Source organism: Roseibium sp. SCP14 (assembly GCF_040329475.1).
GTDB lineage: Bacteria > Pseudomonadota > Alphaproteobacteria > Rhizobiales > Stappiaceae > Roseibium.
This window is the reverse complement of sequence record NZ_JBDZYH010000002.1, coordinates 1093463-1113181: the sequence shown is the minus strand read 5'-3', so window position 1 is coordinate 1113181 and position 19719 is coordinate 1093463. Positions and strand designations below refer to the sequence as shown.

The 19719-nt window shown below is 57.3% G+C and carries 21 protein-coding genes; 10 read left to right on the top strand and 11 right to left on the bottom strand.

Annotation, left to right across the window (positions count from 1 at the left end; all coding sequences use genetic code 11):
• Positions 1–15 precede the first annotated feature (15 nt).
• The 7 genes from ABLQ08_RS12390 to ABLQ08_RS12360 form a co-directional block, all read right to left on the bottom strand.
• Positions 16–675, bottom strand: a complete 660-nt coding sequence (locus ABLQ08_RS12390; RefSeq protein WP_417714914.1) for a HupE/UreJ family protein — start codon at positions 673–675, stop codon at positions 16–18.
• A 123-nt stretch (positions 676–798) separates the two neighbouring features.
• The gene (locus ABLQ08_RS12385; RefSeq protein ID WP_352942416.1) at positions 799–1173 is read right to left on the bottom strand and encodes a hypothetical protein; all 375 of its coding nucleotides are present in this window, start codon (positions 1171–1173) and stop codon (positions 799–801) included.
• 159 nt (positions 1174–1332) lie between these two features.
• Positions 1333–2046: an ABC transporter permease gene (locus ABLQ08_RS12380; protein ID WP_352942414.1), complete on the bottom strand. Its 714-nt coding sequence runs from the start codon at positions 2044–2046 to the stop codon at positions 1333–1335.
• Positions 2047–3381, bottom strand: coding sequence for an MFS transporter (locus tag ABLQ08_RS12375; protein WP_352942411.1), 1335 nt, complete (start codon positions 3379–3381; stop codon positions 2047–2049).
• Positions 3382–3552: 171 nt separating this feature from the next.
• Entirely contained in the window at positions 3553–4641 is a 1089-nt protein-coding gene (locus tag ABLQ08_RS12370) for a DUF3500 domain-containing protein (RefSeq protein WP_352942408.1), read from the bottom strand.
• Between the two features lie 33 nt (positions 4642–4674).
• Positions 4675–6123 (bottom strand): aldehyde dehydrogenase, encoded by a 1449-nt coding sequence (locus ABLQ08_RS12365; protein WP_352942406.1) that lies wholly within the window; start codon positions 6121–6123, stop codon positions 4675–4677.
• 31 nt (positions 6124–6154) lie between these two features.
• A complete protein-coding gene (locus ABLQ08_RS12360) occupies positions 6155–6868 on the bottom strand; it encodes a GntR family transcriptional regulator (RefSeq protein ID WP_352942403.1) in 714 nt (237 codons plus the stop codon).
• Positions 6869–7040: 172 nt separating this feature from the next.
• Here ABLQ08_RS12360 and ABLQ08_RS12355 point away from each other — a divergent pair, with 172 nt between their 5' ends.
• The 5 genes from ABLQ08_RS12355 to ABLQ08_RS12335 all read left to right on the top strand — a co-directional run bounded on the left by ABLQ08_RS12355 (position 7041) and on the right by ABLQ08_RS12335 (position 11527).
• Positions 7041–8240, top strand: coding sequence for an amino acid ABC transporter substrate-binding protein (locus ABLQ08_RS12355; protein WP_352942401.1), 1200 nt, complete (start codon positions 7041–7043; stop codon positions 8238–8240).
• A gap of 62 nt (positions 8241–8302) precedes the next feature.
• Positions 8303–9166, top strand: coding sequence for a branched-chain amino acid ABC transporter permease (locus tag ABLQ08_RS12350; protein WP_352942398.1), 864 nt, complete (start codon positions 8303–8305; stop codon positions 9164–9166).
• Positions 9163–10089 carry a branched-chain amino acid ABC transporter permease gene (locus ABLQ08_RS12345; protein ID WP_352942395.1) on the top strand — a complete coding sequence of 309 codons (927 nt, stop codon included), beginning with the start codon at positions 9163–9165 and terminating at the stop codon, positions 10087–10089. The genes ABLQ08_RS12350 and ABLQ08_RS12345 overlap by 4 nt, the downstream gene beginning before the upstream one ends.
• Positions 10086–10817 carry an ABC transporter ATP-binding protein gene (locus ABLQ08_RS12340; RefSeq protein WP_352942392.1) on the top strand — a complete coding sequence of 244 codons (732 nt, stop codon included), beginning with the start codon at positions 10086–10088 and terminating at the stop codon, positions 10815–10817. Before ABLQ08_RS12345 ends, ABLQ08_RS12340 begins: the two co-directional genes overlap by 4 nt.
• Positions 10817–11527 carry an ABC transporter ATP-binding protein gene (locus ABLQ08_RS12335; RefSeq protein ID WP_352942390.1) on the top strand — a complete coding sequence of 237 codons (711 nt, stop codon included), beginning with the start codon at positions 10817–10819 and terminating at the stop codon, positions 11525–11527. Before ABLQ08_RS12340 ends, ABLQ08_RS12335 begins: the two co-directional genes overlap by 1 nt.
• Before the next feature lie 160 nt (positions 11528–11687).
• Here ABLQ08_RS12335 and ABLQ08_RS12330 read toward each other — a convergent pair whose 3' ends face one another.
• Together ABLQ08_RS12330 and ABLQ08_RS12325 are read right to left on the bottom strand one after the other, a co-directional pair.
• A complete protein-coding gene (locus ABLQ08_RS12330) occupies positions 11688–12626 on the bottom strand; it encodes a LysR substrate-binding domain-containing protein (RefSeq protein ID WP_352942387.1) in 939 nt (312 codons plus the stop codon).
• A 237-nt stretch (positions 12627–12863) separates the two neighbouring features.
• Positions 12864–13664: a creatininase family protein gene (locus ABLQ08_RS12325; protein ID WP_352942384.1), complete on the bottom strand. Its 801-nt coding sequence runs from the start codon at positions 13662–13664 to the stop codon at positions 12864–12866.
• 169 nt (positions 13665–13833) lie between these two features.
• On the opposite strand from ABLQ08_RS12325, the gene ABLQ08_RS12320 reads away from it, so the two are divergent.
• The 3 genes from ABLQ08_RS12320 (at position 13834) to ABLQ08_RS12310 (ending at position 16751) form a co-directional block, all read left to right on the top strand.
• A complete protein-coding gene (locus ABLQ08_RS12320; protein ID WP_352942381.1) occupies positions 13834–14841 on the top strand; it encodes a putative metalloprotease CJM1_0395 family protein in 1008 nt (335 codons plus the stop codon).
• Positions 14842–14921: 80 nt separating this feature from the next.
• The gene (locus ABLQ08_RS12315) at positions 14922–16064 is read left to right on the top strand and encodes an MFS transporter (protein WP_352942378.1); all 1143 of its coding nucleotides are present in this window, start codon (positions 14922–14924) and stop codon (positions 16062–16064) included.
• A 171-nt stretch (positions 16065–16235) separates the two neighbouring features.
• Positions 16236–16751, top strand: coding sequence for a MarR family winged helix-turn-helix transcriptional regulator (locus ABLQ08_RS12310; RefSeq protein WP_352942375.1), 516 nt, complete (start codon positions 16236–16238; stop codon positions 16749–16751).
• Positions 16752–16795: 44 nt separating this feature from the next.
• On the opposite strand, the gene chrA is transcribed toward ABLQ08_RS12310, so the two are convergent.
• Positions 16796–18139 carry a chromate efflux transporter gene (gene chrA / locus ABLQ08_RS12305; protein WP_352942372.1) on the bottom strand — a complete coding sequence of 448 codons (1344 nt, stop codon included), beginning with the start codon at positions 18137–18139 and terminating at the stop codon, positions 16796–16798.
• Positions 18140–18329: 190 nt separating this feature from the next.
• On the opposite strand from chrA, the gene ABLQ08_RS12300 reads away from it, so the two are divergent.
• Entirely contained in the window at positions 18330–18569 is a 240-nt protein-coding gene (locus tag ABLQ08_RS12300; RefSeq protein ID WP_352942369.1) for a hypothetical protein, read from the top strand.
• Positions 18570–18657: 88 nt separating this feature from the next.
• Here ABLQ08_RS12300 and ABLQ08_RS12295 read toward each other — a convergent pair whose 3' ends face one another.
• A complete protein-coding gene (locus ABLQ08_RS12295; protein WP_352942366.1) occupies positions 18658–19275 on the bottom strand; it encodes a LysE family translocator in 618 nt (205 codons plus the stop codon).
• An 87-nt stretch (positions 19276–19362) separates the two neighbouring features.
• Here ABLQ08_RS12295 and ABLQ08_RS12290 point away from each other — a divergent pair, with 87 nt between their 5' ends.
• Positions 19363–19716: a winged helix-turn-helix transcriptional regulator gene (locus tag ABLQ08_RS12290; protein ID WP_352942363.1), complete on the top strand. Its 354-nt coding sequence runs from the start codon at positions 19363–19365 to the stop codon at positions 19714–19716.
• Positions 19717–19719 lie beyond the last annotated feature (3 nt).

Genomic DNA, 19719 nt, shown 5'->3' with positions numbered 1-19719 from the left:
TTTGATCTTTCAGATTCAGGAGGTAACGAAGAGGCCGGTGAGCTGGTAGCCCATGAGCAGGAACCCCATGGACATCATCACGACGTTTGCCGTGTAGGCGTGGCGCCAGAAGCTGTGCGTACGCCGCCAGTAACCCATGACGATCAGGATCGCGGCCAGGGCCAGAAGCTGGCCGATCTCGACGCCGATGTTGAAGGCAAGCAGGTTCGGGATCAGACCTTCTTCTGCAATTTCGTAGTCAAGGATCTTGGTTGCCAGGCCGATGCCGTGAATCAGGCCGAAGATCAGCGTTGCGGCCTTTGTGTCGGGCTGAAATCCGAACCAGCGCTGATAGGCGCCCAGATTGTCGAGTGCCTTGTAGACAACGGACAGCCCGATCAGCGTATCGATGATGTAGGGATTGACGTTCCAGCCGTAATAGACCCCCAGCAGCATGGTGGTCGAGTGGCCGATGGCAAACAGGCTGACATAGATGGCAACGTGCTGCATCCGGTACAGAAAGAACACGACACCGAAGAGAAACAGGATGTGGTCGTATCCAGTGACCATGTGCTTGGCGCCCAGATACATGAAGGGGATGATCTTGACCCCCCAGATTTCCTGAATGTAGCCGGCATCCCCTGCCGTCACATTGTGAGCTTGCGCAAGTGTGGCACTCAGGCCAAGCGCAAGCATGATCAGTGACAGGCGAACCACCTGGCGCAAGGCCAGCGTGCTCCACCCGTCCCGAAAGACGAGATTCATAACGTATTTCCATATTGTTGAATTTAATTGCGGATGCCCGTGGGGGCAGTTCCGTCAGACCCGGGGAGGTCGTTCCAACAGGTAAATACGCGCCGGTCCGCCGTCGGACGGCGTGATCAGCCAGTCGTCCCGGCCGAATTGTGTTGCCGGTCCGCCAGCAAGGCGGGTCAGGTCAACCGAATGATGATCATGATCTGCAACATCGTGCTGATGGCCATGCATGGCCCACAGAATGTCGATTTCCTCTCCATGAGAGTGACCGTGGTCTTCGATCATCTGCAACTGTTCCTGGACTGTCTCCAGAAATTTCGGCGTATGTGCCACGGTAGGTGAAACGGACCAGACGGCAATCGACAGGCAGACCAGAGCGGCCAGCAGCCGTCTGCCAGGTGCGAATTTGCTGCAGATGCGTTGAAGGCTTCCGCTCATGTCCCGTCCGGTAAGAAATCCTGTCATCAGAATCAGATTGCCAAATCCAATCGGCAGGTTGCTAGTCGCCAAATATGGCCAAACGACGCCCGGCGGCAAGTAACGAACAGCTGATTTCCAACGAACAAACCGAATGCGTCTGCCATGACGGCGCGCGATTCAGGATTTGAACAGGTCGAGAGCGGCAAAAAGCATGATGAAACTTCCCGCAAGGCCATCGAGGACGCGCGAGATCGTGCCGAACGCAGAGCCGCCGCGGGCCATCAGGGAGACAAGAAGTTTTCTGGCGGCAACTGTCAGAATGGCAATCGTGCCGAGAGTGAGTGCGATTCCGGTCAGCATGGAGGCCGCAAACATGAGACCGGCTTCTGGGATGCCGCGTGACATTGCCAGCACCATCACAAAAAGCGTCAGCGGGCAAGGGACGAGACCGGCTGTCACCGCGACGCCGAGGCCTTCCCGTTCCGAGTGTTGGCGGCGCTTTCTGAAAGCACGGAACAGCAGCCAGAAGCCGATGACGATCAGCAGGGATCTGCTCAATATTTCCAGATCGGGCGCCCGTCCGGCTTGGGTGAGAGAGCGTTCCATCAGCTGAGAAGCGAACAGCGCAATGAAAACCGCCATCAACACATGTGTGGTTGCAAGGAGCGACGAAACGGCAAGTGCCCGAAAGGCACCGTGACGGGATCCTGCAAGGTAGGAAACCAGAATGGTTTTGCTGTGGCCGGGCGTCAGGGCGTGTATAGCCCCGAACATGATGCCCGCCAGGGTCATGCTCACAAGAACAGTCCAGTCTCCCGATTGACCGAATTCGATCAGATACGCTCGAACCGCGTCATTGATCCAGCGCTGAAGGGAGACCAGAAGATCCATTCAGAGCCGCCCGTCGGGCCAGGTCGCATGCAAACTGTCAATCACATAGGGGTGGGCATGTCGTTTGCCTGAAGCGTTCGCCAGGTGCGGATGATCGCGCGGCAGTTCCGGATGTTCGTGGAAGAGAACTTTCTTGTCGTCAGCCGGCCAGAGACGTGCCGCTGATACAACGCCGACAACGGCAATTCCGGCAAGTGTGATCAGCGTGGTGGACAGGCTGGCGACACTGCCAAGCCATCCGGCAAGCGGATAGGTGATCAGCCAGCATCCATGCGACAGGGCAAATTGCGCGGCGAAGACCATGGGCCGGTCTTCCGGATGGGCTGAATTGCGCAGCAGCCTGCCGGACGGCACCAGGACTGCCGATGTTCCAAGCCCCATCAGGAACCAGGTGCCAAGAAGCAAAGGCCAGAGTTCAGTCTTGGCAACGGAAGCAACCAGCATGGCAAAGCAGAGCAGCCAGAAGGGCAGGGAAGCAGCGGCGATCAGCATGACCGGGCGATCGTTCAGATTGGACAGAAGTCGCGGCAAGGCAATGGCCATTACCATTGATCCGCCGCCATAGGCCGCCATTGCCAGGGCGAGGTCGGAATCGGTCAGGCCAAGATAGGATTTGACGATGACAATCGTGTTGACAATGACAATGGCGCCGGAACCGGCAATTGTGAGATTGAGTGCGAGCAACCCTCGAAGGCGAGGGGTGCGCACATAGATCCGCATCCCGTTCAGCGTGCGTCTGAAGGGAGACGCGGTTCCGATTTCCTTTGGCGACGGCAGTGTGACCGAAACCACAAACAAGGCAGACAGCACAAATCCTGCAACTGTGCCGCTGAAGAGCCAATGAAATCCGATCAGGCCGATGAGCGCGGCTGCAATTATCGGGCTCAAGAGGTTTTCAAGATCATAGGCCATGCGCGAAAGCGACAAGGCATTGGTGTAGTCGTCTTCCTCGGGCAGGATGTCGGGGATTGTGGCCTGGAACGCCGGAGTGAAGGCGGCGGAGGCCGATTGCAGCAGCGCAATCAGGACGTAGATCTGCCAGACCGCATCGACAAACGGCAACGCGATTGCCGTGCCAGCACGTACCAGATCCAGAACGACCAGGTAGGTTCTGCGGGGAAAACGGGCAGCAAATCCTGCGGCAACGGGCGACAGGGTGACATAGACGATCATCTTGATCGCCAGGGCTGTGCCGAGAACGGCACCTGCGTCGGCACCTGCAAGGTCATAGGCGAGCAACGCCAGTGCGACGGTCATCAGACCGGTTCCGAACAAGGCGATAACCTGGGCGGCGAAAAGATGCCGGTATGTACGATGAGCAAGAACGGATAACATTGATCAGTAGTGGCTTTGGGCTGGGGCTGACAATGCTTTGATTGATAGCATTCTGCGTTACGGTCGGCCATATTTGTAGACGGCCCTGCGGTGTTGTCGCGCACCTGTCCAATGTGAAAGAAGCGCCGCCTTTGCAACCAGCGCCCTTTTCATAAGGCTGTTTTTTGGATCTTACCTGCCGTATTCCCGCGTCGGATTGCGATAAATGGTGTGGTAGTGCCCCAGTCCGCTGGCACTTTGACCCACATTGCCACCTGTGGACAGCAGTTCGATGATCAGCGTTGGGCCCTGAATACGCATGTAGACCGGTGAGTTGACGTCATTTCCTCCGGTCCAGGCAAAACTGATCTGATCCAGTTCAGCCTCGATCTCGGACATGCGAAGCACTGCATTTTCATTCGGCTGGATCGTGACCCACTTGGCAATGGCATCGAGCAACAGGTCTTTCTGCTCGTCGGTCATTCCAGTCGTGCTCAACCCTACAATCGGGGGTACGAAGCCGTCCTTGCCCGGGCCGGTTCGAATATCCTCCGGAACGGATACTGCATCGGCCGATGCCTGCTGATCGGCGTTTAGTGAGGCAAACACGGCATGGCCAGCATGATGCATGTCGACGACTGCTTCGTAGTCAATTCCGTTCAACGTGAAGACCGCCGGTTCCGTGCCGACGAAGCTGGGCGACATGGTCTCCACCTTGCCGCCGTCAATGGACAGGTTGAGGCCAAGGTGGTGTCCGCCAAACTGCCAGCCCCAGGGAGTATCTGCCGAGGGGGTGCCGTAGAATGACAGCCAGTAGTTCTCCGGGTTCCACTTCAGACGTTTTGCGCGCTTGTCGGTGCTGAGAAAGGCTTCGGCGGCCATAACGTCCATAACCCGCCGGTAACCGTCCTCGCTCAGGGACGACGCCAGGAACTCGAACAACAGTTTCCGCTGGTCGTCGGAGAGTTCACCGACCGAAATGCCCACCCGGTTCACGATGCCCGCAGGCAGATTGGACCATTCTGACCGCTCTTGAGCATCGAGGTCGAACATGAACTGCGCTTTGACGGTCTCATCGAAACTGGCGAGAAAGGCGTTTGCTGCCTGGAGGGCGGCTGTTCCTCCCGCAGGCCCGTATGGCAGGTCATAATTCGGGATCGGAACGAGTTCCGTGTGTACATGGAGCGGCGCCTGGTGAGCGAGAGCAACCGGAGCGCCTGCGCAGATGATTGCCACCGACAAAACCATGCCGGCGGCCGCTCTTCGGAAGAACTGTTTCATTGATCAGGTCTCGAATTTTCTATTGGGGGCGGATCAGATCGGGTAATGCTGGCCGGGGTCTTCAATGGTGATCCAACGCACTTCCGTGAACTCATTCAGGCCATAGGAGCCACCAAAACGTCCGTATCCCGATGCCTTCACTCCGCCAAAGGGAATATGGGCTTCGTCGCCAACCGTCGGGCCGTTGATGTGACAAATGCCGCTTTGGATTCTGTCGGCCAATTGCATGGCCCGGCGCGTGTCCTGACTGAAAATTGCCGAAGACAGGCCATATTGGGTGTCATTTGCGATTTCGACCGCATGGTCCGCGTCCCGCGCCCGGATCATGGCCGTTACCGGACCGAAACTCTCGGCGCTGAAAAGCTCCATCTTCGGGGTGACCCGGTCAACGATGCTGGCCGGCATGATTGTGCCGTCGTCGGGTGCACCTCCGCACAGGAGTTCCGCTCCCTTGGAAACGGCGTCATCGATCAGGTGACTGACATGATCAACGGTTTCGCGATCAACCACCGATCCCAGATCCACTTCTTCCGTCGGGCGGCCGGGCACCAGCGCCTTGGCCCGGTCGGCAAAGGCTTTCGCGAACTCGTCGGCGATTTCATCGACGACCACGACTTTCTCTGTCGACATGCAAATCTGGCCCTGGTTCATGAAGGCGCTGAAAATTGCTCCATCCACGGCCTTCGGAAGGTCGGCGTCTTCCAGCACGATGAAGGGTGCTTTTCCACCAAGTTCCAGCAGGCACGGTTTCAGATGCTCAGCGGCACGTTTTGCGATGATCCTGCCGACCCGGGTGGAGCCGGTGAAGTTGATGCGACGGGTCAACGGATGATCCACCAGCGCATTGACGACTTCAGGAGCGTCTTCCGATGTGTGGGTAAGAATGTTGAGGACGCCGGACGGTAAACCGGCCTCGACCATGCAGTCACCGATGAGGCGATGCATTGCCGGGCATTTTTCCGATGCTTTCAGTATCACCGTGTTGCCGCAGGCAACTGCCATGGCAAAGGAACGGACTGCAAGAATGACCGGCGCGTTCCAGGGCGCCATTCCAACGAGAACACCGATCGGGCGGCGCTGGGCCATGGAGAACGTGCCGGGCTTGTCGGACGGCAGGATTTCGCCCTTGATTTGAGTCACCATGGCTGCTGCATCACGCAGGATGTTGGCGGCCAGCTTGACGTTGAAACCGATCCAGGCGCGTGTGCCGCCGGTTTCGGACATACCGGCTTCGACAAAGCGACCAGCGTTTGCATCCAGAACATCGGCAGCCCGGTTCAAGATCGTGCGCCGTTCAGAAGGCAGCGTCTTCGACCAGGTGCTGAAAGCCTCAGCGCAAGAGGCAACTGCTTTGTCGACATCCGCCTTGCGGGCAGCTGCGGCACGTGTCGCCAGATCGCCTGTCATCGGGTTCAGGCGATCGAAGGTTCCACCTTCCGCAGCAGGTATGTTCTTGTTGTCGATGAGCAGTCCAGTTTCCATCGAAGCGTCCCTTCCGTGGGGTTCGTGTGAGCTAGGTTTCGTTGAAAAGTTCCGTGTAGACGAGGGTCTGATTGGCGTGTTCGCGCATCATTGCCTCGGCCCGCTGGCTATCGCGCTTGGAAATCGCGTCATGGATCAGACGGTGCTGCATGTTGCCGAAACGCAGGCGCATCAGTTCCTGCTCGGCGTTTTCTTCCTTGAAGACAACCGAGCCCAACTTGATCATTGGCAGTGTTTCCATGCGGTCGAAGGCGAAGCTGACATAGGGGTTGCCGCACTGGCGCATGATCGTTTCGTGAAAGGTGATGTTGCCATCCTGGTAACGCTCAATCCTGGCGTTCAGGCTCATGTCACCAGTCAGGGCGTTGTCCATTTCCTCGATGACATTGAGGAGCAATGCATTGATCTCGTCCGACATGCCTGACTTGGCCAGCGTGGAGGCCCCCAGTCCTTCCAGCACGCCGCGCACCTCGTAGGCCCGCTTAATGTCGCCGAGATTGAATTCCTGCACGGTGAACCCGCGGCCTTCCCGTTTCTTTATGAGGCCTTCGACCTCCAGAGCGCGCAGGGCAAGACGTGCGGGTGTCCGGGAGACGTCGAACATGTTGGCGACGCCAACTTCACTGATCTTCTCTCCGGGTTTCAATCTGCCATCCATGATCATGCTGTGCAGCACTGTCACTAGCCGTTTGTCCGATTGAGCGTTTTCCATACCTGGGACCTGTCTGATGATTTTCGTATCCATTTTTAGCAGATCGCCACCCTTTCGAAGCACTCATTTATGTATCCATATTTTCGAAATAGCAGCATTTTTTTGGCTGATAAAGGATTTTTCTTGCCAATATTGAAAAATTATGGATACAAAGTTAGTGTTCATGAACGAGATGCTGATTTCTCTGACCTAATGGGAGGACCAGATGAAGCGACGTAATTTCCTTGCACTTGCAGGTCTTTTGACCGCAGGCCTGATGTCCACTTCGGCACTGGCTGCGGATCCGATCAAGTTCGGTGTGGTTTCGCATCTGACCGGGCCGTTGGCCGGGGGAGAGGCCGTAACGCACATTCCGAATATCGAATTGTGGGTGCAGCAGGTGAACGACCGGGGTGGCCTGTCCGTGGGCGGTGAAAAGCGCCCGATCGAGATCGTGACTTACGACGACAAGACCAATCCGGCGGAGCACATCAAAGCGGTTCAGCGGCTTGCGACGCAGGACAAGGTGGATTTCATGCTGTCGCCTTACGGGACCGGCTTCAACCTGGCTGCCGCGCCGATCTACGCGAAATACAACTACCCGCTGATCGCGGTTACGTCGATCACCGACGAAATCGAAGAACTGACGGAGAAGTTTCCGAACATGTTCTTTACCCTCGGAAGCACGACCGGATTTGTTGAAGGAGCGGTTGCAACGCTGGCGAAGTTGCGGGACCAGGGCGCGATCGGAAACAAGGTCGCGATGGTCAACGTAGCTGACGCCTTCGGTATCGAGCTGGCGGACGCGGCCCGACCGAAATTTGTCGAGGCGGGATTCGAGATTGTCTATGACAAGTCCTATCCGCTGGGCACGCCGGATCTGTCTCCGGTCGTCAAGGGAGCAAAGGCTGCTTCGCCGGACGCTTTTGTCGCTTGGTCGTACCCGCCGGACACGTTCGCTCTTGCCGAACAGTCGATCATCGAGGATCTCGATGTCGGGGCCTATTATTCCGCAGTCGCGACCGCTTTCCCGGCGTTCTCCAAGAAATTTGGCGGCAAGATTGAAGGCGTACTGGGAGCCGGTGGCATCAATCCCGACACGTCAGCGATGAAGGAGTATCGCAGTGCGCATGAGGAGGTGACCGGAAAGATTCCCGACTACTGGGCATCGGCAACCTACTACGCACAATTGCAGATCCTGGAGCAGGCGATTGAAGGCGTCGGTGAAATCGATCAGGCTGCAGTGATCGACTACATCAAGGCGAATGAATTCGACACGGTCATCGGTCCTGTCAAATTCGACAAGCACAACAATTCCGACCGCTACTGGTCGGTCGGCCAATGGCGTGACGGTCAATTCCGCGCAGTTGCCGATACCGGGATGGGCGACAGCGCCGACCCGGTCGCCAAAGAAGGCTGGAACTAACGGTTCCCGAAGGGCCGGCAATACCAGCCGGCCCGTTCAATTCCGAGAAAGGTAAAAGCACGATGGACATCGTGATCTCTGGCTTGTTGCTGGGGGGCTCCTACGCGCTCATCGCCATGGGGCTTAATCTGCAATATGGGGTCGCCCGCATCATGAACCTTGCCAATGGGGAGCTTCTGGTGCTTGGGGCCTTGGCCGCGTTCTGGGTTTTCACCACCACTGGCATGAGTCCGCTGGTGACGTTGTTTGCTGTCGCCATACTGGGTTTTGCGGGCAGTTGGGCGGTCTACAGGATCTTTCTCGCTCCGCTGGTGCGCCGCTCCGCAAACCAGGGGCAATTGGAGGTGGATTCGATCCTGGCCACTTTCGGCATGAGTTTCTTTCTCGTTGGCGTGATGGTGTCCATCCACTCGGAGTATTTCACCTACTCGTTTCTGGCCTCGCCGGTTGCGCTGCTCGGTACCACGGTTGCCCTGAACCGGCTGGTCGCGTTCTGTTTTGCGGTGCTGATCGGTGGCGGGCTTTATCTTTGGCTCAATCGGACGAGAGCCGGATTGGCGGTGCGTGCGGTTGCGGTCAGCCCCGAGGCGGCCGGTCTGGTGGGGATCAATGTCGACCGGGTATCGGCCCTGGCCTTTGCAGTTGGCGGCATGGTCACGGGAGTTGCCGGCGTTCTGGTCTCGACTTTCATCACACTCGACGCTTCCGTCGGTGTGATCTTTACCATGAAAGCGCTGATAATAGTGATCATGGGCGGTGTCGGTGATATCCGCGGTTCCATCATTGCCGCGCTTATCCTGGGAATGGTGGAGTCCGCGGTTGCAACGCTGATCGACCCGGGCCTGACACTGGCTTCAGCCTATTTGATCTTCCTGCTCATACTACTGTTCCGCCCGCAGGGCCTGTTCGGGCGGAGGGCCGCATGACGCAGTCGAACTACCTGCCGCTTGTTCTGGGCGTGCCAGTTGTCGGGGTTGCGGCTGTGCTGCCGTTCTTGGTCGATGGCTACTGGCTGTCGGTGGCCGTCTATGTCCTGATGTATACCGCGCTTTCCACCAGCTGGGCGTTGTTTTCCGGGCCGACGCGATACATCGCCCTGTCCACGGGTGCCTTCTTCGGTGTCGGAGGATATCTGGTGGGAACAGGCATGAGCGACTATGAGCAGAGCTACTGGACCATGCTGGTGATCGCACCGATCGTCGCGACCATCCTGGCCGCTCTGATCGGTCTCGTCACATTGCGTCTTTCCGGCGTCTATTTCGTCATCTTCACGCTTGGCCTTGCGGAGATGATCCGCAATCTCGTCAGCTGGGTGCAGAACAATTTCCTCGGTTCCCGTGGTCTTTACGTTCTGACGGATCTGACCGAGGAGCATATCTATTGGATGCTGCTTGCGATCACGGTCGCCGTTTTTCTGTTCGGGTGGCTGCTGGGCCGGTCGCGGCTGGGGTTTGCCCTGCGCATTCTCGGCAATGACGAGCAGGTTGCCCAGCATGTCGGCATCGACACTGCGCGAGCCAAGGTCATCCTGTTCATGACAACCGGTTTCTTTGCCGCTCTGGTCGGTGCCGTGGTTGCTCCTCGCTACTACTACATCGAACCGAATGTAGTCTTTTCTCCGGAACTCAGCTTCCTGGTCGTGATCATGGCGCTTCTGGGGGGAATTCACCGCCTATGGGGGCCTCTCCTCGGTGTCATTCCGTTCACGCTCTTATGGGAGGTCATCACGGTCTATCTCCCGAATGCCACCACAATGGCGCTGGGGATCGCTTTCCTGCTGATTGTCTATTTCATTCCGCACGGTGTTGTCGGTCTGGCGGAAAAGTTCTTGAAGCGAGGTGAGGTATGACCCCGGGCGAACCTATTCTTTTTGTCCGGGATGTGACCAAGCGCTTTGGCGGTCTGGTTGCGGTGGACGCTGTTTCATTCGACGTGAGAGAGCATGAAGTCATGGGGTTGATCGGGCCGAACGGGTCCGGGAAATCAACCACGATGAACCTCATTTCCGGTGCCCTGAAGGCGACGTCCGGCTCAATAGTTCTCAATGGCCACGAGCTGACGAGGGCAAAGACATTTGAAAATGCCAGGTTCGGTGTGTCACGAACCTTTCAGCTTGTGCGGATCCTGCCGGGATTGAGTTTGAGCGAGAACGTCATTGCAGGCGGTGTTTTCGGCCACAAGAAACGCTGGGGCCGAGAGGTCACGGAGTTTGCCGAAAGCCTGTTGGAGCGTGTTGGGCTAGCAGACAAGATCGGCGCGAGCGTCGACAGCCTGACTTACATTGATCAGAAGCGTCTCGAACTCGCACGTGCGCTTGCCGGGGAGCCGGAGGTCCTTCTGCTGGACGAGTGGCTTGCCGGACTGAATCCGACCGAACTGCGCACCGGAATTGATCTTATCGGATCGCTCCGCTCGGAGGGCCGGACAATCATTCTCGTGGAACACGTTATGGATGCGATCCGGTCGCTGTGCGACCGGTGCGTCGTGATCAATTCGGGCAAGAAGATCGCCGAAGGTACACCGGTTGAGGTTCTTTCGGATGCGGCTGTCATCCGGGCATATCTGGGAGAGGGCTGATGCTGGAAATACGCAACTTAACCGTGGCCTATGGTCTGCATCAAGCTCTTCATGGTGTCAGCCTGAAAGTGGATCTTAGTGAAATCGTGGTCATGCTTGGCGCAAATGGCGCGGGCAAAAGTTCGCTTCTGCGGGCAATCGCCGGGATCAGCGAAGGCAAGGTGGACGGCGACATCAGTCTTGATGGTCGCGATCTGCGGGCGTTGAAATCCGATAGGATTGTGGAGGCCGGCATTGCCTTTGTGCCGGAAGGGCGCGGTATTTTCGGTGACCTGACTGTGTGGGAAAACCTGCTGCTCGGGGCCTATCTTCCAAGAGCAAGAGAAAAACAGGACAGGAACCTGAAAACCGTGCTTGAGCTTTTTCCCAAGCTCGCAGAGCGACGGAACCAGGTTGCCCGGACCATGTCGGGCGGCGAGCAGCAGATGGTCGCGATCGGCCGGGCGATCATGTCGGATCCGAAGATCCTCATGCTGGACGAACCTTCGCTGGGTCTGTCACCACTGCTGTGTCAGGAAATGTTCCAAAGTCTTTCCCATATCAAGGAAAGCGGCATGGGTGTGCTGTTGATCGAACAAAATGCCAAGCAGAGCCTTGCGATTGCCGGCCGTGGATACCTGATCGAAAATGGTGTTATCACCGGAGAAAACTCCGCAGAAGCAATGCTGAACGATCCGGCCGTGCAGGCAGCCTATCTAGGCGGAACATAAGTCGGGCCCCTGAACCTGTACTCTTGCTTTGATGAAGGCAGTGAAGCGGTCAGGGGCGGCTCCCGGCACTGGTTTCCGATGCCGGGAGCCGCAAATTCAAGAGCATTGAGCCGTCAGGCTGCGAATTATGGACGTCAACAACTGGAAGCTGGCGGGAGCCTTACAGGCCGTTGGTGATCATGGCCGAACGGATTTCCGCAACTTCGCTCGACAGGAAATCGCAAAAGTCCTTGGCAACGATGGAGCTCGGCCGGTGTGCCGGTGTCAGGATGGAGAAACTGTTTTGAATGCGTGGGCGAAATGGCCGAAAGACGATCATGGGAGGCCCGTTGCCGTTTCTTGCAGCTTCCTGCGCCTTGTAGGCAGTGATCATGTCACAGATGAGCGCGCATTGACCTGCCTCCACAAACCTGAGGCCCGGATAGGCGGAGCGCAACTCGAAACGCTGGTTAAAATTCGCCCCGGCATCGTGAAAGCGGGCCAGTGCCTGCTTGTGGCTCCTGTGTTCGGAATGGAGCATTGCCAGTGGATAGCCGTCGAGGTCTGCAGGGGTAATGACTTCTTTTGATGCCAGTGGATCGGTCGCGGGAACCGCGCACATGCATTCCAGGTCGAAATCGATCTGGTCAAAGGAGTTGCGGACCAGGGGCGTTTCGGAAAACCCGATATCAAACTGTCTGGCGGCGATGAGTTCTTCGATTTCGGACGGCGCCCGGCTGACCAGAGCAACCTTTACGTTCGGTTTGTCGGCGAGGAATCGAGACAGGCTATCGGGCAGAAAACTGACAACCGCTTCCGGAGTGCCAACGATCCGCAACTGTCCGTGTTCGCGATTGGCCAGTCCACGCAGCGTGCGTTTCGAAATTTCGAGCCGCCGCAGGATCGCTTCGGCTTCTTCCAGGAAAAACTCAGCTTCCGGCGTCGGAACCAGGCGGCCTTGCTCGCGGACAAACAGCTTCAGCTCAAGCTCGGTCTCCAGCCCGGCAATGGTCGAGCTGACAGCCGGTTGGGTCCGGCCCAAAGTGCGGGCTGCCTCAGAAATCGATCCACTGCGCATCACCTCGCGAAAAGTCGCCAGTTGCCGAATTGACAAATTCATTGTTGGACGAGAGCCGTTCTCCGGAAAAAATCGTGAATACTGTGTCTCTTAATCGAGGCGAGGTCAACTGCGTGAAATATAGGATTTGGTCTGATGCAGAATAAAGCGACAATCGGTCGTTTTTTACTGCGTTCATTTCTGTTCTGTTGCGAGTGTGATGCGTTTTTCTGCTTACGTTTCGGTAAGCTTGCATCGTTGGGAGCAGAATTTATTTTGTCCATCCGGTCAATTGTTGCGCTATTCTTCCTGCCAGAGCCGGTCCAGATCATAAGCTGCAACATCCTCAAGCAGCTCTATGAAGCCTTTTGCGGCATGGTCCAGCGATTTGCGTCCCTTTTCCGCGGTTGCCAAGGCTGCGTTGCCGAGAGCTCCGGTCGGGTTTAGGTCCTGCGCCTTCCAGCCGAATTGCGCTTTGCCGTGGCCCCGAAGGTGTCTGAATTCCTCCAGGAACCGCTGCTGCTCGGATACAAAGTCATCCGCAAGATCCATGCGGACGAGATCCGGGCGCAGGTGCAGCATCAAGGAAGTTTCTATGTCCCCGCCGTGAATTCCGTAGGAAAACTCTTCTTCCGGGTACAATCCTTCAGGCTGGCCGAAACGCAGCCAGTTTGTCGCCGTGACCAGCATGTCGTGCTTGACCCGGAGTTCCCTGGCGACAATGTCGAGAATGGGCACGTTGCCACCATGGGAATTGATCAGCACCATCTTGCGGAGTCCGGCGCGGCGGACGCTTTCGCCGATTTCGATCCAGCAGCGGGTGACAGTGTCCCAGGACAGGGTAAGTGTACCCGGGGAGGAGATGTGTTCATCCGATTTTCCGACAGCCTGAACAGGAAGAAAAGTGGCAGGCAGGTTTTCGGGAAGCAACTCAAGTACGCGGTTGATCTGACCTTCCGCAATCGCGGTGTCGGTTGAGAGAGGCAGATGCGGACCGTGCTGTTCGATTGCTGCCACCGGCAGGACCGCGATCCAGTTCTCGCGGGACGGGTCCTGAAAGTCGGTTGTCGTCATGTCGTGCCAGAAGCGCTTGGGCAGCATTGCTTGATCCTGTCTTGGGAGCGTTTTCAGGATTTGCTTGGCACAGCAGCGGGTCACTGACAAGAGGAGCGATCGACCTGCAGCTGCGGTGCATGATCACGAACATATGATAGGGATGTCTTAATCAACGTTAAGAAATTGCTGACGTCTTTTCCCGAAAATGCCGGAGATGATTGGCGCACTCTTGTCCAATACACCGGCCAACCTGTTGAGAGGCAGCGGTGTTGCCGGTGAGACGGAACCTGGTGCTGGAGAAACTTCCTCTGCCCGGGAAGGGACAAGTGCGCGCGAAAGCCTGGCCAGTCCGCGCAACTCTGCTCGTCAGGCAAGCAATGTTCCGGTTCTGACGCCTCAAGCCGTGCTGGCACTTCAGGAAGCCGACCAATCGGAAACTTCCAAAGGCCGTTCGGCTGCTTCGGGAGCCGAAGCACAATCTGACAATGACAATGCTGAAGACGCGGGTTCAGAGCAGAAACCGGCCTCCGGTGTCGCCGGAGGCGGTGGTGGCCAGAGTGCGGCTGCTGCTCAGTCTGCGCAAGAGGGGGGCTCTGACCAGGAAGAGGACTCCGATGGTGATGGTCTGAACGAGGCCGAGGAAAAGCAGGTCAAGGAACTTGCAAAGCGGGACCGCGAAGTCCGTGCACATGAGCAGGCGCATGCGCGTGTGGGGGGCGCCTATGCCAGTGCGCCCACTTACACGTTCCAACAGGGGCCGGACGGCAAGCGCTACGCGATTGGCGGAGAAGTGCAGATAGATACCGCTAAGGAGCGGACGCCAGAGGCAACGATCCGCAAGATGCAGATCGTCATACGGGCGGCAACGGCACCGGCCGAACCTTCCTCCCAGGACCTGAAGGTGGCTCAGCAGGCCCGGTCGCAGCTGAGCGAGGCGCAAGCTGAACTGCGACAGCAAAAAGCCAGGGAGCTGAAAGGCGAAGACGAGAACAGCGCCGTCCCGGCCTCGCCGGAGGCTGGAGGAAAGCCGGTTGATGATGGGTCCGAGGCGCAAGCCAAAAACGGCGAGGCAGAAGAAGGCGCTTCCACAAGTTCGTCGGCTTCCTCCGAAGAAGGCAAATCCGACGAGTCCCTGAAAAGATCAAATGCGATCGCTGCCTACCGGGAAGCTGCGAACAGTGAAGGCGACGCCGAGTCTCTGCTGAACACCCTTGTCGCCTGATTGCGCTTGAGAAAGCCGGAAAGGCATGACAAAAGGAACGCCTTACCGGGCTCCGAGTGCCCCTGAATTCAGGTCATGACATGCAAGCTAAAGCCGCACGCCGGGTCGTCTCGGCGATCTTTTTCATGTGCGGAACCTTCGTGGGTCTCTGGGCCTCCCGCATTCCGGACATCAAGGCAGCGACCGGCCTGGATGAAAGCGGATTCGGGGTGTTGCTGCTCGTAATGGCTTGCGGTGCGTTTGTCGCATTTCCATTTACAGGGCATTGGGTCGATCGTCTGGGGGCGGCTCCTGTTGCCAAGTTCCTGGCGGCCGCTACCGCTGCCAGTTTCCTGGCCGTCGGGCTGGCTCCGACAACACCGCTCCTGACCTTCACGCTTTTCCTGGCCGGATTTTCCTTTGGCGGTCTGGATGTTTCCATGAACGGTTGGGGGGCGGAAGTTGAAACGAGCCTCAGCCGTCCGATCATGTCGTCGTTTCACGGACTTTACAGCCTTGGGGCCGGGCTTGCGGCAGCCGCGGGTGGCTTTGCAATTGAATTCGGTCTCACCGTTTCTGAGCATTTCAGCCTGTGGGCTGCCTGTTCCACTCCGTTTCTGGTCTGGTTTTACCGTCAGCCCTGGCCGAAAGCAGAGACGGCAAGCGAAACAAAGAAAAAGGCGCCGCTTTTTGCGGTACCCAAGGGCGCACTTGTTCTGGTCGGGCTCATGGCCTTGTGCGCTGCTCTTGGCGAAGGGGCAGTCACCGATTGGGCAGCGCTCTACCAGATAGAAGACCTTGGCTACTCCGAAGCGATCGCTCCGACGGCGTTCACCGTCTTTTCCATTGCCATGGTGATCATGCGATTGTCGGGTGACAAGGTGATCGCCCGTTTTGGTCCGGTTCCCGTTGCCCGCATCAGTGGTGTGGTCGCGTTTGCAGGATGTTTGCTGCTGATCTCCGGCATCAATATCTGGGCGGTCTGGGCCGGGTGCTTCATCATGGGGCTCGGTTATGCGGTTCTGTTTCCCTTGGCCATGTCTCGCGCGGCAAGTGATCAGCACATGTCGAAAGGGGTGGCGCTCGCCTCTGTCGCGACGCTTGGCTACGGAGCCTTCCTGTTCGGGCCGCCTGTGCTGGGTTTCGTCGGGGACGCGTTTTCGCTCCGGGTATCCTTCGGCGTGGTCGCATTGTTGACCTTGGCGTTGCCATTCCTGGCGTCTGCGCTGAAAGTGCGAGCCTGAACGTCATTCTTTCCGGGTTTCTTAGATGGGAAAATGTCTTCAGGCCGAAGGCAGGTTTCAAAAATCGAGCATTTTCCGCGAACTGTCATTTGACGGTTAAATAACCCCGCTAGGGTTGCGCCACATTAAAGAAGTTTTTGATTCGAATTGAATTGGGTACGGGTAAGGGCCATGGCTTTTAACTACAAGAAGAGCATTACTTTTCGTCTGGTGCAGGCGGCCAAGGCGCAACGTGCCCGTTCGGGAGCGCACCTGATGCGGATCGGATTGCACCCGGGGCAGGAACTGGTGCTGAAGGTGCTGGCAGATTCCGACGGACGGACAATGAGCCAGCTCGCACTGGCACTTGGTGTTCAGCCGCCAACCGTCACCAAAATGGTGACACGGCTGTCCAGTCAGGGCTATGTCAGTCGCCGCGTTTCCGATACTGACGGTCGTCTGGCGCGTGTTTACCTAACCGATGAAGGCCGTGATCTGGTGACCTCCGTAGACAAGGCCTGGAAGCGGCTGGAGCGAGAGGCCATGTCCGGCCTCGATGACAAGGACCGCAAGAAGCTGCGGAAGTTGTTGCGGCAGGTGGAGAAAAACCTTTCGATCGCAGTTGATGACGATCCGGAGCATGAAGCCGATCTTGAGGAGGATGCCGTCGAGGCGAGCGGCAAGGAAAAAGAACTCACTGCTGCCTGAGCGGAGCTTAAGACAGGGGCTCCACGTTCCCTTCAGAAATCAATTTACGTCAAGAGCGGGAGCATCTTGACCAGAAACCCGAGTATGGCTGTTGTTATCAGCACCGTTGCCATGCCGCGTCCGGCAACAAACACCAGCACGGCTGCGAGTATCGCGATGCCGGCAAGGATCGGATCGAGGCTTTGGGGATTTGGCCAAAGAAGGTCGAGCATCCCGACTTGAAGCGTGTTTGTCTCTGCAAACAAGACATTGATCGCGAACCAGATTGCGAGGTTCAGGATGGTTCCCGCGATTGCAGCGGTGATCGCTGACAGCGCTTTGGCCAGCCTTTTGTTGCCGCGCAGCTTCTCCATCCAGGGAGCACCGGCCAGAACAAAAAGAAAGCTCGGAGTGAAGGTTACCCACGTCGTTATTGCAGCCGCCAATAGGGCGCCGGTGGGTGCCGAAAACGGTGCGGGGTCGCGCCACCCGGCAAGAAAGCCGACAAACTGTGTCACGAGGATGAGTGGACCGGGAGTGGTTTCGGCAAGGCCGAGTCCGTCGAGCATTTCACCCGCGCTAAGCCATGACTTCGTTTCGACTGCGACCTGGGCCATGTAGCTGAGAAGCGCATAGGCACCACCAAAGCTGACGACCGCCAGTAAGGAGAAGAACTCGGCAACGTCGGCAAACACATTGCCGGGAGCCAGAAGCAGAACAGCGGCAAGCGGTGGCGTTCCCCAGATAACAGCACCTGTGAGGAGTGTCCGGATCGTTCCTTTGAGCGAGGCGCGCTTTGCATGTGACGCGGTCTCTTCAGGTGCGCTTTCCGGTGCGCGGGCAAAAAAGAGACCGATCAGCGCCGCGCCGATGATGACGAAGGGAAACGGGATGGAAAAGAAAAACAGGGCGCAGAAGGAAAGACCGCAGATCAGCCAAGAAAGTCTGGTCTTGAGAGCCTTCCGGCCAATCTTCGACAGGGCCTGAAGCACGATTGCCAGGACACCGGCCTTCACACCGTAAAAGATTGCCGAAATGATGGTAGTGTCGCCAAAAGCTGCGTAGACGTAGCTGACAATACCCATGGCAAGCGCACCGGGCAGGATAAACAACAGTCCCGCAATCAGTCCGCCAAGCGTGCGGCCGCTTAGCCATCCGCAATAGGTTGCGAGCTGCTGAGCCTCCGGTCCGGGAAGCAGCATGCAGTAGTTCAAGGCGTGCAGGAACCGGTCTTCCGAAAGCCACTTGCGGTTTTCGACGAATTCCTGGTGCATGACTGAAATCTGTGCTGCAGGTCCGCCAAAGGACAAAAGGCCGACCTTCAGTGAGACTTTGGTCATTTCAGTGAGAGAAGGCTGGGCGCTTTCCCCGTCCAGGACGGTTTCGTTCGAGGCCTGTGGTGCTTGCATTAAGAAAAACCGCTTTCAGAAGACCCTGTTTCCTACGTGGTCTTTGTGAATGCTGCAAGACGGGTTTCCTTCCCCGGTACTGCCATCTGCAATTGCATTGCCGGAAGATTACAAATTGCTCATTTGTAATGGACGTAGGGGCAAACTACCTCTTTTGGCATCCCAAACAGCAAGAATGGAGATGTTTGAGATGGTTACGAGGTATCAGACGATTAACGAGGAACGTGGTGCCCAAAAGGCGGCTGAGCTACGTCGCCGGTTTCGGCAGGCGTCAAAGGTATCCTTCAATCGTCCGCAGTTCGGCTTGTGGCCTTCCACGCGGCAGCGCAGCTGGGTGGAAATCAAGTCGCGTCAGGCGCAGTTCAGGGAGTTCCTGATCTGGAGTGCCATGGCGGCTATCGTGGTCTTCTTCGGGTTCATCATTTTCTAAGAGAGGCGCCTCCGGAGCGGAGTTGCTTCAATCATGTATCTTCAAAGTGGCGCCACGCTGCGCCACTTGATAAGGGTGCCTCCGCACCCTAGCGTGCGGCGGTCGTCAGAACGCCGGCACCAATCAGAAAACTTCCTCCTATCCTGTTCATCAGGCTCATGCGGCGCGGTGTGACAATGCTCGACCGCAGATGACCGACGGACACCGTCCAGAGTGCAATGTTTGCGGCGACCATCGCCAAGAACGTGAACTCAAGGATGAGGAGCTGCGGGAGAACCGATTCACTGACGTTGATGAATTGCGGAACAAAAGCAATGAAGAACATGATGTCCTTCGGGTTCAGGGCGGTCACAAGAAAACAGTTCCAGAAAATCGACCGCTTTGATTGCGGCGCGCCTGAGTTTGCCTCCGTGTTCAGGCGTGGCTTTGCGCGCCAGAGCTTGACGCCGAGCCAGACCAGATAGATGGCGCCGGCAAGCTTGAGGCATGTAAAAAGTGTCGCGGATGTTGCCAGGACCGCGCCTGCCCCCAGCAAGGATGCGGTCATTGCGGTGAAGTCACCCAGGACAACACCGGGAACTGTCGCCCAGGCCGCGGACCTGCCACTGCCGAGTGCGTATCCGACCACGATGGTTATGGTCGGTCCCGGGATTGCAAGCAGGGCAGCACTTGCAGCAACAAAGGCAATCCAAAGTTCAAGATTCATCACCAATTCCCCGGGTGCGAAAAGCGTGCTATTCAATGCATAGCAGATCTGATGAATGATCGCTATAAAAAACATAGCAAGGACGACATGACGAAAATCCCATATCCCGGCCAACCGGTTCGCGGGTCCAGGACCGGTGCGCCGATCATGGCCCTATTCGACCTGCTGGGGCGCAGATGGGCCATGGGTGTGCTGTGGACGTTGCGTGAAAACGAGCCGTGCACGTTTCGAGAGCTTCAGGAAAAATGCGAAACGATCTCACCCGCTGTCCTGAACCAGAGGATCAAGGAACTAAGACTGGCACAATTGATCGAGCGCAGTTCGGATGGCTACGTGTCCACACCGCTCGGGAAAGAGCTTCACGACCAGCTTGTGCCATTGGGAGCGTGGGCCAAGGAATGGGCGAAAAAACTGCCGGATCCTGAGAGCGACGATACCTGACAG